14 protein-coding genes are annotated in these 14,413 nt (G+C 72.1%); 6 read left to right on the forward strand and 8 right to left on the reverse strand.

What is annotated here, in order from left to right:
- The 5 genes from OKJ99_RS41230 to OKJ99_RS41250 form a co-directional block, all read right to left on the reverse strand.
- A partial coding sequence (locus OKJ99_RS41230) for an SGNH/GDSL hydrolase family protein (protein WP_326023714.1) occupies window positions 1-657 on the reverse strand: 657 nt, incomplete at its 3' end.
- Window positions 654-1,805, reverse strand: a complete 1,152-nt coding sequence (locus OKJ99_RS41235; RefSeq protein WP_326023715.1) for a glycosyltransferase — start codon at window positions 1,803-1,805, stop codon at window positions 654-656. The genes OKJ99_RS41235 and OKJ99_RS41230, both read right to left, overlap by 4 nt.
- Window positions 1,802-2,938: a glycosyltransferase family 4 protein gene (locus tag OKJ99_RS41240; RefSeq protein WP_326023717.1), complete on the reverse strand. Its 1,137-nt coding sequence runs from the start codon at window positions 2,936-2,938 to the stop codon at window positions 1,802-1,804. Before OKJ99_RS41240 ends, OKJ99_RS41235 begins: the two co-directional genes overlap by 4 nt.
- A gap of 184 nt (window positions 2,939-3,122) precedes the next feature.
- Window positions 3,123-4,535 carry a HEAT repeat domain-containing protein gene (locus OKJ99_RS41245; RefSeq protein WP_326023718.1) on the reverse strand — a complete coding sequence of 471 codons (1,413 nt, stop codon included), beginning with the start codon at window positions 4,533-4,535 and terminating at the stop codon, window positions 3,123-3,125.
- Between the two features lie 278 nt (window positions 4,536-4,813).
- On the reverse strand, window positions 4,814-5,206 hold the full coding sequence (locus tag OKJ99_RS41250; RefSeq protein WP_326023720.1) for an ankyrin repeat domain-containing protein: 393 nt from the start codon (window positions 5,204-5,206) through the stop codon (window positions 4,814-4,816).
- A 281-nt stretch (window positions 5,207-5,487) separates the two neighbouring features.
- Here OKJ99_RS41250 and OKJ99_RS41255 point away from each other — a divergent pair, with 281 nt between their 5' ends.
- Both OKJ99_RS41255 and OKJ99_RS41260 read left to right on the forward strand, forming a co-directional pair.
- On the forward strand, window positions 5,488-5,682 hold the full coding sequence (locus OKJ99_RS41255) for a hypothetical protein (protein ID WP_266598445.1): 195 nt from the start codon (window positions 5,488-5,490) through the stop codon (window positions 5,680-5,682).
- A 37-nt stretch (window positions 5,683-5,719) separates the two neighbouring features.
- Window positions 5,720-7,306 (forward strand): hypothetical protein, encoded by a 1,587-nt coding sequence (locus OKJ99_RS41260; protein ID WP_326023723.1) that lies wholly within the window; start codon window positions 5,720-5,722, stop codon window positions 7,304-7,306.
- Window positions 7,307-7,358: 52 nt separating this feature from the next.
- Here the strand turns inward: OKJ99_RS41260 and OKJ99_RS41265 are convergent, their stop codons facing one another.
- Window positions 7,359-8,867, reverse strand: a complete 1,509-nt coding sequence (locus tag OKJ99_RS41265) for an SCO1417 family PLP biosynthesis transcription factor (RefSeq protein WP_326023726.1) — start codon at window positions 8,865-8,867, stop codon at window positions 7,359-7,361.
- Window positions 8,868-8,931: 64 nt separating this feature from the next.
- Here OKJ99_RS41265 and yczE point away from each other — a divergent pair, with 64 nt between their 5' ends.
- The 4 genes from yczE (at window position 8,932) to OKJ99_RS41285 (ending at window position 12,445) form a co-directional block, all read left to right on the forward strand.
- Window positions 8,932-9,642, forward strand: a complete 711-nt coding sequence (gene yczE / locus OKJ99_RS41270) for a membrane protein YczE (RefSeq protein ID WP_326023728.1) — start codon at window positions 8,932-8,934, stop codon at window positions 9,640-9,642.
- On the forward strand, window positions 9,639-10,406 hold the full coding sequence (locus tag OKJ99_RS41275) for a glycerophosphodiester phosphodiesterase (protein WP_326023729.1): 768 nt from the start codon (window positions 9,639-9,641) through the stop codon (window positions 10,404-10,406). The genes yczE and OKJ99_RS41275 overlap by 4 nt, the downstream gene beginning before the upstream one ends.
- Before the next feature lie 46 nt (window positions 10,407-10,452).
- The gene (locus tag OKJ99_RS41280; protein ID WP_326023731.1) at window positions 10,453-11,808 is read left to right on the forward strand and encodes an MFS transporter; all 1,356 of its coding nucleotides are present in this window, start codon (window positions 10,453-10,455) and stop codon (window positions 11,806-11,808) included.
- Between the two features lie 256 nt (window positions 11,809-12,064).
- Window positions 12,065-12,445 carry an RNA polymerase-binding protein RbpA gene (locus OKJ99_RS41285; RefSeq protein ID WP_266721963.1) on the forward strand — a complete coding sequence of 127 codons (381 nt, stop codon included), beginning with the start codon at window positions 12,065-12,067 and terminating at the stop codon, window positions 12,443-12,445.
- A gap of 80 nt (window positions 12,446-12,525) precedes the next feature.
- Here the strand turns inward: OKJ99_RS41285 and fxsA are convergent, their stop codons facing one another.
- Complete coding sequence (fxsA, locus tag OKJ99_RS41290; protein WP_326023732.1) at window positions 12,526-13,122, reverse strand: FxsA family membrane protein; 597 nt, start codon at window positions 13,120-13,122, stop codon at window positions 12,526-12,528.
- 58 nt (window positions 13,123-13,180) lie between these two features.
- Window positions 13,181-13,954, reverse strand: coding sequence for a polyprenol monophosphomannose synthase (locus tag OKJ99_RS41295; protein ID WP_326023733.1), 774 nt, complete (start codon window positions 13,952-13,954; stop codon window positions 13,181-13,183).
- Window positions 13,955-14,413: the final 459 nt, after the last annotated feature.

Below are 14,413 nucleotides of genomic sequence, written 5' to 3' on the forward strand. Positions count from 1 at the left end.
CAGCCCGGCGGCGCGGGTCGGCGCGGGCCGTTCCGGCTCGACGTCGGGCGCCGGGCCGCGCGCCTCTCCCGCGGCGGCGAGCACGGCGTGGAAGCGGGCCGCGAACTGGCGGTGCCCCCGCTCGCCGGGGTGCAGCCGGTCCGCGCTCCACAGGGCGCGGTCGGCCGCCCAGTCGGCGTCGGCGGCGTGCAGATGGACGGCTCCGTGGCGTTCGGACAGGGCGTGGACCACGGAGTTGACGGCGCGCTGGCGACGCGCGAGAGGGCGCGCCAGGACGCCGGGCAGGCCCAACAGGGCGCCGGGGTCGGGCAGGCACGCGGTGAGCAGGACGGTGCCCCGTTCGGCGAACGCCCCGTACACGGTGTCCAGGCGATCGGCCACGGCGTGGAGGTCGAAGGCGGCGCGCAAGGTGTCGTTGACGCCGACCACGACGGACGCGACATCGGGAGTGAACGCCAGCGCACGTGGCAGTTGCCGCAGGAGCACATCGGAGGTCTGCGCCCCGCCGGCCGCGAAATTGCGGAACTCCACGGGCACTTCGGCGGGCGCCAGGCCTTCGGCGAGCAGCGCGGCCCAGCCCCGCCATCCGCCGCCGACCGGGTCGCCGACGCCCTCGGTGAGCGAGTCCCCGAGCGCGGCGAACCTGAGCGTCTTCATGACGCGCCCCGAAGCCGCACCCGAGCAGGCGCGTCGTGTGCCGCCAGGAAGGCGTCCACGGCGACGTCCCATCCGAAGCACTCGGCACGCGCGCGTGCTTGCTCCCTGCGCCGCGCCGCGGGCCGCCCGAGCACGTCCCGGACGGCCGCCGCGAACGCCGCACCGCTGCCCTCGGCCACAGCCCCGGCCCCGCCGACCACCTCCGGCAGCGCCGAGGACGCGCTGACGACGACCGGTGTCCCGCAGGCCAGTGCCTCCAGGGCGGCGAGCCCGAACGTCTCTGCGGGCCCCGGCGCCAGGCACACATCGGCCGTGGCCTGCAGGGCCGCCAGCGCGGCCGGGTCGGCGACGTGCCCCAGGAAGGCGACGGGCAACCGCCGCGCCCGCGCGCGTTGTTCGAGCCGCGACCGCAGCGGCCCGTCCCCCGCCACGACGAGCCGGGCGGGCACACCGGCCCGGCGCAGCCGCGCCACCGTGTCGAGGCCGATGCCCGGCCGCTTCTCCACGGAGAGCCGTGTGCACATGAAGAGCAGAACCTCGTCCACGCGCGCGTACCGCGCACGCACCTCCGTGTTCCGCTCCCCCGGCCGGCACCGCACGAGATCGACGCCGAGCGGCGCCCGCACCACGTTGCGCGCCCCGATCCGCACGAACTCGCGCTCGGCCCACTCCGTGGTGCACACCACGCGCGTGTAGGCGTGCGCCGTACGGACGTTGAGCACGTCGGCGGCCCGCCGCGCGGCGCGCTCGGGCAGGCCCCACGTGCGCAGCACTCCATGGGCGGTCTCGTGGGACACCATCACGGCGGGCACCCGCGCGCGGCGCGCCCACTCACCGGTCCAGCGCAGGGTCGTCCGGTCCGACACCTCAAGACGGTCCGGGCGCAACCGCGCCAACAGCCGCCCCAGGCGCTGCCGGTCGGTCAGGACGCGGTAGCCGCCGCTCGCCGGGAGCGGCGCCCCCGGCAACGTAATGACGCGCCCTTGAGGCGTGTCCGTGTCCGAGACCCGCTCCCCCGGCACGATCAGCACCGGCTCGTGCCCGGCCGCCAGATACCCCGCGCCGAGCTCTCGTAGAGCGGTCCGCAGTCCGCCGGAAGAGGGGGCGACGAAGTTCGCGAGCCGTACGATCCGCAGTCGCCCGCTCATGCCGCCACCGCCCCCGCGCCCGCCGACCGCGCGTGCAGCACGTCTACGTAGTGCTCGACCAGGAGGTCACCCACGGCCTCCCAACTCCGCCCGGACACCCTGGCGCGCCCGGCGCTTCCGTATGAGGCGCGCAGCCCGGGATCCCCGGCGAGCGCCCACACGGCGTCCCGCAACGCCTCCGCGTCGCACGGCCGTACGAGCAGCCCCGTCCTGCCGTGCGCGACGAGGTCGAGGGGGCCGCCGGCCGCCGGAGCGATCACCGGCACCCCGCTCGCCATGGCCTCCTGCACGGTCTGGCAGAAGGTCTCGTGGGGACCTGTGTGCACGAACACGTCCAACGAGGCGAAGATCCGGGCGAGTTCGTCTCCGGTACGCCGCCCCAGGAAGAGCGCGCCGGGCAGCGCGCCCCGCAGGGACGCCTCGCTGGGCCCGTCGCCCACCACCACGACCCGCACACCGTCGAGGCCGCACACCCGCGCGAGCAGCTCCACGTTCTTCTCCGGCGCGAGCCGCCCCACGTATCCGACGAGCAGCTCCCCGCGCGGCGCCAGGTCGGCGCGGAGGAGCTCGCAGCGCCGCTCGGGCCGGAACCGTACGGCGTCGACCCCGCGCGGCCACAGCCACACCCGTGGCACCCCGTGCGCCTCCAGGTCGCGTTGCGCGGCGGTGGAGGGCGCGAGCGTGCGGTCCGCGGCGGCGTGCACGGTGCGGATCCGCCGCCAGGCCGCGCCCTCACCCGCCCCCACGTACGTACGCGCATAGCCCGCCAGGTCGGTCTGGTAGACGGCGACGGCGGGCACGCGCAGCCGGGTCGCGGCCGCCATGCCACGCATACCGAGCACGAACGGGCTGGCCAGATGGACGAGTTCGGCCCGGTGCGCGGCCACGGTCTGCGCGAGGCGGCGCCCCGGCAGCGCGACACGGACCTGCGGATAGCCGGGCAGCGGCAGGGACGGCACCCGGACGACGGGGCAGGGCGCCGCCGCGTCCGCCTCCCGGCCTGTGGGGGTGGCGGGGGCGACGACGAGGGGGTCGTGGCCGCGGGCGGCGAGGTGCCGCGCGGTCTGCAGGGCGCAGTGCGCCACACCGTTGATGTCGGGTGGGAAGGACTCGGTCACGATGACGACACGCATACGGGTTTTGTCGCCCCGCCGAACGTGCTCACGTCAAAGTGGATCTGTCCTGGCGAGGAACGGTCCGTGAGCGTTGGCCGCCGCCGAAAGACCACCGAGAAGCCGCCGAAAATCACCGAAAACCGCAGGTGAACGACCGGGAGGTGGCCCCTCGTCGAAGGGCCACCTCCCGGTAATCAGCGCGTCACAACGCCGTGGCGTCGGGCCCGATCCTGCTGCGGACCGCGGTCTGCACCTCGTCCTCCTCGGCCGGATCGGCGGCGAGGCGACGGAGTTGATCGACGACGCGGGCGTCACCCGTCTCGGCGTGCCGCGCGGCGACCTCCCGGGTGCTCTCCTCGCAGTCCCACAGGCACTCGACGGCGAACCCGGCGGCGAAGGAGGGATCGGTGGTGGCGAGCGCGCGGGCGGCGCGCCCGCGCAGATGCGAGGACGCCGTCTCGCGGTAGATGTGCCGCAGCACGGGGGCGGCACAGACGATGCCGAGCCGTCCGGCCCCGTCGACGAGCGGCCAGAGGGTGGGGGCGTCGGGGCCGTCGCCGCGTACTGCCTCCCGGAGGGAGGCGAGGACGAGTTCGCCGTCCTGTGCGCCGCCTCTGCAGGCGAGCATGCGGCCCGCGGCGGCGCCGAGCGCGTCCGGCCGGGGCGCCCACTGCCGGGCCCGCTGCACGACGGCGACGCTGCGCATCCGCTCGAAGGCGTCCAGCGCGGCGTCCACAACCGCGCGGGACGGCGCCTCCACGGCGACCTCGATGAGATCGAGTACGGCCGGATCATGCATGTCGGCGAGGTAGCGAAGGGCGGTGCAGCGCGCCCCGTCGGACCCGTCCCGCGCGGCCCGCACGATCTCGGCGTGGTCCTGCGGGCCCGCCACGGCGGACAGGCAGCGGGCGGCGGGCACGTACAGGACGGCGCCCCGCTCGAAGCCCTCCTGTGCCCAGTCGAAGACGGCCTGCACGCTCCACTCGGGGCGCGGCCCCGCCGGCCGCATCTGCCGCTGCCAGCGGTCGAAGGAGCCGGTTTCCTGTGCGGCACGCACGCGTGCCCCCACTTCCGGGCGCGGATCCTCGGCCCACAGGCGCCAGGGTCGCGGCTCGAAGGCGTCGCGCACGACGACGGCGAGCTCGGCCTCCGCGTCGGCCGGGAAGCGGGCGAGGACCGGCTCGGCGAGCGCGCGCAGGCCCGCGTCGTCGTCGCGCAGGGCCAGCTCGTCGAGCGCCCAGGCCCAGTTGCCGCCCACGGCGGCGTACTTGCGCAGCAGCTCCAGGGCGTCCCGCCTGCCGTAGGAGGCGAGGTGACCGAGGACCGCGAGCGCCAGGCCCGTACGCGACTCCTCGGTGTCGAGGAGGTCCTCGGGGTCGAAGAGGTGCCCCTCGATCTCGTCGAGCTCGCCATGGAGATCGACGTAGAGGCGGGCGTAGTACAGCGAGCGGTTCTCCACCTGCCAGTCGTGGCGGGGGTCGCTCAGCACACAGTGATTGATAGCCGCGAGCGCCTCGGCACGCGGCGCCGTCAGCGCGTGCAGCGTGCCGTCGCCGCGGCCCCGCTGCAGCAGGCCGAGCAGCGTACCGCTGGGCGCTATGACCGGTTCGAACATGGGAAACAGCCTCACATCAAGCGTCGACGCAACCGGGATGTCACCTACCTGGCCACGCGACAACTCGTCGGAGCGCCCGCCGTCTCTTGCTTGCTGCTACCCATTTCTCTGCCTCTCGTCCAAGGCCCGGAACCGGGCCGTTCACGGCCCGCTCTGCACGTGGGCACCACCTGCCCCGGCCTCGCGTCCGTAAATCACGCCGTCATCATGACCCAGCAGCTCAACCCACCGCGACCACATTTCCCGCACCCCCGTTTTGCCTGGTCAGAGTCGGTACGTCAGGAGGCGCCGAAGAGGTCGACGAGCTCCGTCTTGCCGAACATCCGGGCCGTGTCGACCGCCGAAGGGGTCCCCGCGGCCGGATCGGCGCCCCCGTCGAGCAGCGCCCTGATCACGTCGTCGGCGCCCTTGAAAACGGCGCCCGCGAGCGGGGTCTGCCCCTTGTCGTTGGCGCGGTTCGCGTCGGCGCCGTGCTCCAGGAGGGCACGCACCGCCTCCGCGTGCCCGTGGTAGGCGGCGAGCATGACGAGCGTGTCGCCCCGGTCGTTCGTGAGATTCGCCGGCACCCCGGCGTCCACGTAGCCCACGAGAGCCTCCGTCTCGCCGCGTCGCGCGAGGTCGAAGATCTTGGTGGCCAGCTCCACGACCTCCGGGTCGGGGGCTTCGCTCATCGGGCGGACCGCCTTTCTCATACGTGCCGGTACGGCTGTGCAGCCGTACGAGTGAATCGACAGGGTACTGCCCGGTCCGGCACATGACCCGACCCCACCGAGGCAAAGATCACCAAGAGTGCGGACGACCGTCCGGCAGCACGCTCCAGCGGCCCAGCAGCGGCCGGTCAAATGGGTGAAAGCTAGGGATTTCCACCCATTTGCACCTTTTGTCGTATAGATACATGCTGTGAGCCTGGAAGAACTCATGGTGACTGTCCCCATCAACCAGGAGAACCCTCATGATCCTGTCCATCTCGGGCGTCGTGCTGCTCGGCATCATCGTCTTCTTGTTCTTCCGCAAGGACGGCCTGAAGGCCTCGCACGCACTGGTCTGCGCCCTCTTCGGCTTCTACTTGGCGGGCACTGCCATCGCCCCGAGCATCAAGGCAGGCGGCCAGAGCCTCGCCAGCCTGCTCGGCGGGATCAAGTTCTGACGGACCCCTCACCCGCACACACCTTCAGGAGAACGACGTGGCCAGGCGCCCACTCCCCCGCATTCTGAGCAACGGCAGCGCCACGATCGCCCGGAGCCGGGACATGGCTCGGACGGCCGCCGACGGTGCCACCGACGTACTCCACCCCCTCATCACGATCAGCCGTGGGCTGCGCCGCCTGGCCGGTGCCGGGCGGCACAAGTGGGCGGACACCCCCAAGGAGCGGCGCGGACCGCTGCTCTTCATGGTGGCCGCCGTCGTCCTGGTCGTGGTGTTCATTCCGTACGGTCCGCTGCTGGCGCTCATCACCCTGATGGCGGCGGCCGCATGGAAAGGGCGCGATCCGAAGCCGCCGGAGCAGACCGGCCCCGACGATTCGCAGGTACAGCGCCTCTCGTCCCTCTACGAGGCGCTTGTACCGTACTTCTCCGTAGCCGACGACCCGAGCCCGCTGTACGCGCACGGGGGCGACTGGGAGAAGACCTTCGAGACGTTCGACTTCGACGGCGACGGCCGTGTCGACCGGATCGACATCCGCTACCCCGCCTACTTCACGGACGGGGAGGCGGCCTCGCGAGCCCGGATCGAGCAACTGCTGCACGCCAAGCTCGGCCGGGGCCGCGAGTACCACTTCGCGTGGGACGAGGAGGGCAACCACCTGACGGTGAACGTGCTCGACCCGCTGCCCACGGACATCGCCGCCCAGCCCTTCGTGACCTCGCCCGGTGAGACCGTGCTCGGCTTCACCGACGGGACCGGCGTCCAGCGCACGCTGCCGGTGGTGGCGGGTGAGGAGGAGCGGGACGTGCCGCCCGTCGTGTGGCGCACCGGCGTCCGCTCCACCGAGCCGCACCTGCTGATCGCGGGGCAGCCGGGCAGTGGCATGACTTCCCTGCTACGTTCCGTGGCACTGCAGGCGCTGCGCCACGGTGACGTGCTGATCATCGAGGGCAGCGGGACGGGCGACTACGCGTGCCTGGTCGGCCGCTCCGGGGTGCTCGCCGTGGAGTGCGGTCTTGCCGGCGCGCTGACCAGCCTCGAATGGGCCGCACACGAGACGGAGCGGCGGCTGATCTCCGCGAACCGGGCGCGCCAGGCCGGGCACCCCACCCCGGACGACATCAAGCGCCCGCTGTGGATCCTGCTGGACCGTCCCAGCGCCCTCGGTCACCTCGCCGCCGCGGACGGCCGCAAGGACCCGCAGACGCTGCTCCAGGTACCCCTCAGGCACGGCCGCGCGGCCGGCGTGACGGTCGTCGTGGCCGAGCAGTTGGACAGCCTCGACGCCCTGATCGACCCGGTCAGGCAGCACACCCGCGCGCGCGTAGTGCTCGGCACGGCCGCTCCGGAGGAGCTGCAGGACGTGCTCGGCACCGTGCCGCAGACGACGCCCACCGCCGAGATCCCGGCGGGCCGCGGCTACGCCCGCCTGGGCACGGGTCCTGTCCACCGCCTCCAGGTCCCCGCCACCCCGGACCCGTACGACGACGCGACGAGCGAGGCCCACCGGCAGGCGGTGGCCGCTCTCCTCCCGGAGCGCAGCACGCCGGGCGACGCGGCCATGGAGGCCCAGCCCCCGGTCGAAGCGGTGCCCGACGAGGCCGAGGCGCTGGCCGAGCGCTGAAAACAGAGCTCTACGCGAGACAAGCAGCGCTCTCCATGAGAGCCGCGGCCGGCTACGCGATCAGAGTGCGCGGTACGTCCCCGCCCGCACTCTGACCGTCCCGGACGAGCTGCGCCGCCGCCGCGAGCCGAGCCGCCGCCTCGTCGGCCACGGCGCCGCCCACGGTGAACGGCAGCCGTACGTACCCTTCGAAGGCGCCGTCGACGCCGAAGCGGGGCCCCGAAGGGACGCGCACCCCGACCCGCTCGCCGAGCTCGGCGAGGCGCGAGCCCGAGAGGCCGCCGGCCTTCACCCACAGGGTGAGGCCCCCGTTCGGCACATCGAACTCCCAGTCGGGCAGCTCCCGCCGCACGGCGGTCACCAGCGCGTCACGGTTCCCGCGCGCCTGTGCGCGTCGCAGTGCGACGGCCTCTTCCCAACCCCCCGTGTGCAGCAGCCAGTTCACCGCCAGCTGCTCCAGGACCGGGGTGCCGAGGTCCGCGTACGCGCGCGCGGCGACCAGGCTGCGGATGACGTCGGGCGCGGCCCGCACCCAGCCGATGCGCATGCCCGCCCAGAACGCCTTGCTGGCCGAGCCGACCGTGATCACCGTGGAGCCCGCGGGGTCGAACGCACAGACCCGGCGCGGCATAACCGCACCCTCGCCGTCCCCGTCGAAGTGCAGCTCGGTCATGGTCTCGTCGACCACCAACACGGTGCCGGCCGCGCGCGCGGAATCGACCAGCGAGCGGCGCTGCTCCTCGTCGGCGAGCGCGCCCGTCGGATTGTGGAAATCGGCGACTACGTAGGCGAGCCGGGGCGCCGCCTCGCGCAGCACCTGGCGCCATCGATCGAGGTCCCACCCCTGCAGTCCGTCGGCCATGGCGACAGGCACGAGCCTGAGGCCCGCCTCGCGCATCAGTTGAAGGATGTTCGCGTACGAGGGTGATTCCACGGCCACGCGTTCGCCGCGGCCCGCGAAGAGGTGGCAGATCGCGTCGATGGCGCCCATCGCGCCGGTCGTGACCATGATCTGTTCGGGCATGGTCGGGATGCCGTGCGCGGTGTACCGCTCGGCGATCATCGTGCGCAGCGCGGGCAGCCCCGCCGGGTAGTCACCGTGGGTGTGGGCGTACGGCGGCAGTTCTTCCAGGGCGCCCTGCACGGCGCGGGTCAGCCATGGTTCGGGGGCGGGCAGGGCCGCAGTACCGAGGTCGATCATGGAACCGAGGGCCTCGGGCGGCAGAGGTTCCAGGCCGCGCGCGGGGAGCGGATTCCCGGCGGGCACGGCGGTCCAGCTGCCCGCTCCCCTGCGGGACTCCAGGAACCCCTCGCCACGCAGCGCCTCGTAGGCGGCCGCGACCGTGGTGCGGCTCACCGAGAGTGCCTGGGCGAGTTCGCGCTCGGCAGGGAGCCGCGTGGCCACCGGGACGCGGCCTTCCAGGACGAGGAGGCGGATGCCGTCGGCGAGGGCGCGATAAGCGGGCGGGCGGCGGGTGCCGGGGCCCGCGGGGCGCGGCTGCTGCGAGGTGAGCAGCCGGGCGAGCTGGGTCGAGCCGATCGCCGAAGTCCACTGGGCCATGCGAGCCAGTCCACCTTCCTCGAATTGGCCATGGTTGGCATCCGATTCCACGCCACAGAGTGTCATGCGCCAGGCCACTACCACCACAGAGGGGCTCACCTTGTCCGCGTCACCGTCCGTTCCGTCGCCCGGCGGCCCGCTCGTCCGCCGCCTTGTGCAGCTCTACGTAGGTCTCGCGCTGTACGGCGCCAGTTCGGCGCTCCTGGTGGAGGCGGGGCTCGGCCTGGAGCCCTGGGGCGTGCTGCATCAGGGGCTCGCCGAGCTGACGGGCATCTCCATCGGCGTCGTGTCGATCATCGCCGGAGCGATCGTGCTGCTCCTGTGGATCCCGCTGCGGCAGCGGCCCGGTCTCGGCACCGTCTCGAACGTCTTCGTGGTGGGCCTCGCGATCGACGGCACGCTCGCGGTCGTCCCGGACCCGCACTCCTACGGAGTGCGCATCCCGTTGATGCTGGCGGGCATCGTCCTCAACGGGGCCGCCACCGGCCTCTACATTGCGGCGAAGTTCGGCCCGGGACCGCGCGACGGCCTGATGACCGGGCTCCACCAGCGCACCGGCCGCTCGATCCGCCTGATGCGCACGGTCGTCGAGATCGCCGTCGTGGCGAGCGGCTTCCTGCTCGGCGGCACGATCGGTGTCGGCACGGTCCTGTACGCCCTGGCGATCGGCCCGCTGGCGCAGTTCTTCCTGCGCGTCTTCGCCGTCCCGCCGTCGCCCGCCGGCTCCACCGCGGTCGCCGGCGGCTCACCCCGGCGGGCCATACTGCGACGGTGACCTCGCGCGTACGCCACCCCTACCTCGACCATCCGGGTCCGCTCGCGCTCGCCCACCGGGGCGGGGCGGCGGACGGCCTGGAGAACACCGTCGCCGCGTTCCGTCGCGCCGTGGACCTCGGCTACCGCTACGTCGAGACCGATGTGCACGCGACGTCCGACGGTCGCCTCGTCGCCTTCCACGACACCACGCTGGACCGGGTCACGGACGACGGCGGGCGGATCGCCGACCTCCCGTGGTCCACGATGCGCCACGCGCGCGTGGCGGGCACCGAACCGGTGCCGCTCTTCGAGGAGTTGCTGGAGTCGTTCCCGGACGTGCGCTGGAACGTGGACGTCAAGGCGGAACTCGCTCTCGTGCCTCTCCTCGACCTGCTGCGCCGCACGCGCGCGTGGGACCGCGTCTGTGTCGGCTCCTTCTCCGAGGCGCGCGTCGCCCGCGCGCAGGCGCTCGCGGGTCCCCGCCTCGCCACGTCGTACGGCACCAGAGGCGTGCTGGGCCTGCGCCTTCGTTCGTACGGGATTCCGGCGACGCTGCGCCGCTCCGCGGTCTGCGCGCAGGTGCCGGTGACGCACGGACGGGTCCCGGTCGTCGACCACCGCTTCGTGCGGGCCGCCCACGCGCGCGGGCTGCAGGTCCATGTGTGGACGGTGAACGACGAGAAGGAGATGCGGCGGCTTCTCGACCTCGGGGTCGATGGCATAGTTTCCGATCACATCGAGACGCTGCGGGACGTCCTCAAGGACCGGGGGGCGTGGGTCTGACCGCCACCCCGCGGCGCCTGACGGCGGGGACGGCAAGGGGACACGGGTGGGCACCGAGATCGCGCGCGAGACGGCGCCGGGGGCGTCCACGCCCGCCGAGCGCAAGCGCGAGCAGCGCGGCTGGTACTTCTACGACTGGGCGTGCTCGGTCTATTCGACCAGCGTCCTGACGGTGTTCCTGGGGCCGTATCTGACCTCGGTCGCGAAGGCCGCGGCGGATGCGGACGGCTTTGTGCACCCCTTGGGCATCCCGGTCAGCGCGGGCTCGTTCTTCGCGTACTCGGTCTCCCTGTCGGTGATCCTGTCGATCTTCGTGATGCCCCTCGCGGGCGCTGCCGCCGACCGGACGGGCCGCAAGAAGCCGTTGCTCGCGCTCTGCGCCTACATAGGCGCGGCGGCGACGGCGGGGATGTTCTTCCTGGACGGTGACCGCTATCTCCTGGGCGGCCTTCTCCTCGTGGTCGCGAATTCCTCGCTCGCCGTCTCGATGGTGCTCTACAACTCGTACCTTCCGCAGATCGCTCCTCCGGAGGAGCGAGACGCGGTCTCCTCGCGCGGCTGGGCCTTCGGTTACGCCTCGGGCGCCCTCGTCCTCCTGGCGAACCTGGTGCTGTACACGGCGCACGACACCTTCGGCGTCTCCGAGTCGACGGCGGTACGCATCTGCCTGGCATCGGCGGGCGTCTGGTGGGGCGCGTTCACCGTGGTGCCGCTACGCCGCCTGCGCGACCGGCGCACAGAGCCCACGCCGGGTGGTACGGCCTCCGGCCCGCGGCAGCTGCTGGCCACGGTGAAGGACATGCGCCGCCACCCGCTGACGCTCTCCTTCCTCCTCGCCTATCTGGTCTACAACGACGGCGTGCAGACGGTGATCTCACAGGCCTCCGTGTACGGCTCCGAGGAGCTCGGACTCGACCAGTCGACGCTCATCGTGGCGGTGCTCCTCGTGCAGCTCCTGGCGGTGGCCGGGGCGCTCGCGATGGGCCGCCTCGCCCGTACGTACGGCGCCAAGCGCACGATCCTCGGTTCTCTTGTGGCGTGGACGGTGACGATCGGGGCCGGGTACTTCCTGCCGGCCGGGGCGCCGGCGTGGTTCTTCGTGCTCGCCGCCGGCATCGGACTCGTCCTGGGCGGCACTCAGGCGCTGTCCCGCTCCCTGTTCTCGCACCTCGTCCCGGCCGGTAAGGAGGCCGAGTACTTCTCCGCGTACGAGATGAGCGACCGCGGGATGAGCTGGGTGGGGCCCCTGGTGTTCGGGCTCACTTACCAGCTGACCGGCAGTTATCGCGACGCGATCGGGTCCCTTGTCGCCTTCTTCGTGATCGGTTTTGTCCTGCTCGCGAGGGTTCCGGTTCACCGGGCGATCCGCGACGCGGGCAATTCCGTACCGGCCCGGATTTAGCACCTGAAGGCAAATCCCGGTAGTGTACGCGGTTGGCCTGCCAGGCGTACCGTTACTGCACGTCTAGATCGCGAAACGTCAGGTGACATCCTGCGTGAGATGTGACAAAGCGGTCACGGGTGGGTACAACAAGGGGCGGCTACGACGGCGACGCACGACCCGGGAACCGGGAATCTTTACCGCCGACCGGACGTTGACCGGATGACGACGACAGCGACACCTGTCCTGTGGGCGACAAGCCCGGGAGGCACGATTCATGAGTGAGCGAGCTCTTCGCGGCACACGCCTCGTAGTGACCAGCTACGAGACGGACCGCGGCATCGACCTGGCCCCGCGCCAGGCCGTGGAGTACGCATGCGAGAAGGGACATCGCTTTGAGATGCCCTTCTCGGTGGAGGCCGAAATTCCGCCGGAGTGGGAGTGCAAGGTCTGCGGGGCCCAGGCACTTCTCGTAGACGGCGACGGCCCTGAGGAGAAGAAGGGGAAGCCGGCTCGTACGCACTGGGACATGCTGATGGAGCGGCGCACCCGTGAGGAGCTCGAAGAGGTCCTTGAGGAGCGTCTGGCAGTTCTGCGCTCGGGCGCGATGAACATCGCGGTGCACCCGCGGGACAACAGCGGTCGCAAGTCGGCCTGAGTCCCAGAGACACATCGCACAACGGCCGGGGCCGGACACACACCGTGTGTCCGGCCCCGGCCGTCTTTCGTGGTTTCGCGTCAGGGAGTGAGCGGCGGCCGCGGGCCCTTGCCGTCCCCCTGCGGACCCGGACGCTCGTCGTCCCTGATCACCTCGCCCTGGATCACGGTGCCGCCGGGCTGCCGCATCCGGGCCTGCTGGAACGCGTCACCGAGCGGCCCCTGGCCCGCCGCGGCGCCGATCTTCCGCTCTACCTTGCGCTCGGTGTACCGGCTCAGCGCGGTGCGCAGCGGCGGAACGAGCAGCAGCAGGCCGAGAACGTCCGAGACCAGCCCAGGGATCATCAGCAGGAGTCCGGCGAGCATCAGCAGCCCGTTGCCCTGCGAGCGCTGCTCAGCGGGCTTGGAGGCCTCTGGAGAGCCGCTCTGCTGGCGCTGCAGCGTCTCCGTGAGGTTCTGGAACGCGCGGCGCCCCGCGGACTTCATCACCACGGATCCGAGCACGATGCCGGCCACCAGCAGGATGCCGAGCGTAAAGCCGCCGATCGCGCCCGCCACCACCGTGAGCAGCCAGATCTCCAGGACCATCCAGGCCGCGACGCAGAGCGGCAGATACCTGCGGAGCCGGGAGCGCCGGGCGCCGGTGGACGGATTGCGAGGCGGAGTGCCAGTGGTCATGTACCCATTTTGCCTGGGGTCGGATGCGATTGGCGTAAGTGGGGGATCAAGATCGCTCTCAGCGTTCGCCGGGCTTGCGGCCCAGGACCTTGTCCACCCGCGCCCCCACACCCCACGTCGTGACCCGCCACAGCGCCTCCACGACGATGTCCTTGCTCATCTTGGAGTCGCCCCGCTCGCGCTCCACGAAGGTGATGGGGACCTCGACCACGTGATAGCCCTCCCGCACCGCCCGCCGGGCCAGATCGACCTGGAAGCAGTAGCCCTGCGAGGCGACCTCGTCGAGACCGAGGCCCTCCAGGGTCTCGCGCCGGAAGGCGCGGTAGCCGCCGGTGACGTCGCGGATCGGGACGTCCAGGAGGAGACGCGAGTACGTGGAGCCGCCGCGGGAGATGAGCTGGCGGGACTTGGGCCAGTTGACGATGCGCCCGCCCGGGACCCAGCGCGAGCCCAGGACCAGGTCGGCGCCCTTGAGCGCGGTCAGCAGGCGGGGCAGCTCCTCCGGCTGGTGGGAGCCGTCGGCGTCCATCTCGACCAGGACGCCGTAGCCGTGCTCCATGCCCCAGGCGAAGCCCGCCAGGTAGGCGGCGCCCAGGCCTTCCTTGCCGGTGCGGTGCAGGACGTGCACCTGCTCGTCGTCGGCGGCCAGCTCGTCGGCGAGTTTTCCCGTGCCGTCGGGGCTGTTGTCGTCGGCGACCAGAACGTGCGCCGCGGGCACGGCCTCCCGGACGCGGCCCACCACGGGCTTGATGTTCTCCGCCTCGTTATAGGTCGGGATGATCACCAAGGTCGTGCCCAGAGGGCCGAACTTCCGCCCGCCGCCGTCGCTCACAGCTTCCCCTTAAAACTTCCGTCCACAGGGGGACCACCATAGCGAGCACCCCAGTTCACGCCGATAAGGCGCCCTGGATGAGCCGGAGAGGGCCGGAAACGAAACCAATCACTGCGGATCGACGAATACTGCGGATCGGGGCCGGGCGTCCTTCGGGCCGACCTGGGGCCCGCTGGCTGCGGGTCGACCTAAAGCCGTTGTCTACTGAACGCCCGGGCCCCACCCGGGTCGCACCTGGCCGACCGGCCGGAACGTTCCAGCGCCCCGTGGCGCGGGCGCTGGGCCTGGCTCCCAGTGGTGGTACGCCGGTGCGGCGCACCACCCCCTGACCCAGCTGCGTTCTACGACTGCCTGGATTTCCCCGGTCGTGCCTGGAGGTGGTGGACCCGGCCGAACCTACCCGTCGACAGCCGCGCCTTGTCAACAGGCGTTCCACCTGCGGCTCTCTGCGAACTGCCC

Origin of the sequence: Streptomyces endophyticus (genome assembly GCF_035798155.1) — a bacterium.
Classification (GTDB): Bacteria; Actinomycetota; Actinomycetes; order Streptomycetales; family Streptomycetaceae; genus Streptomyces; species Streptomyces endophyticus.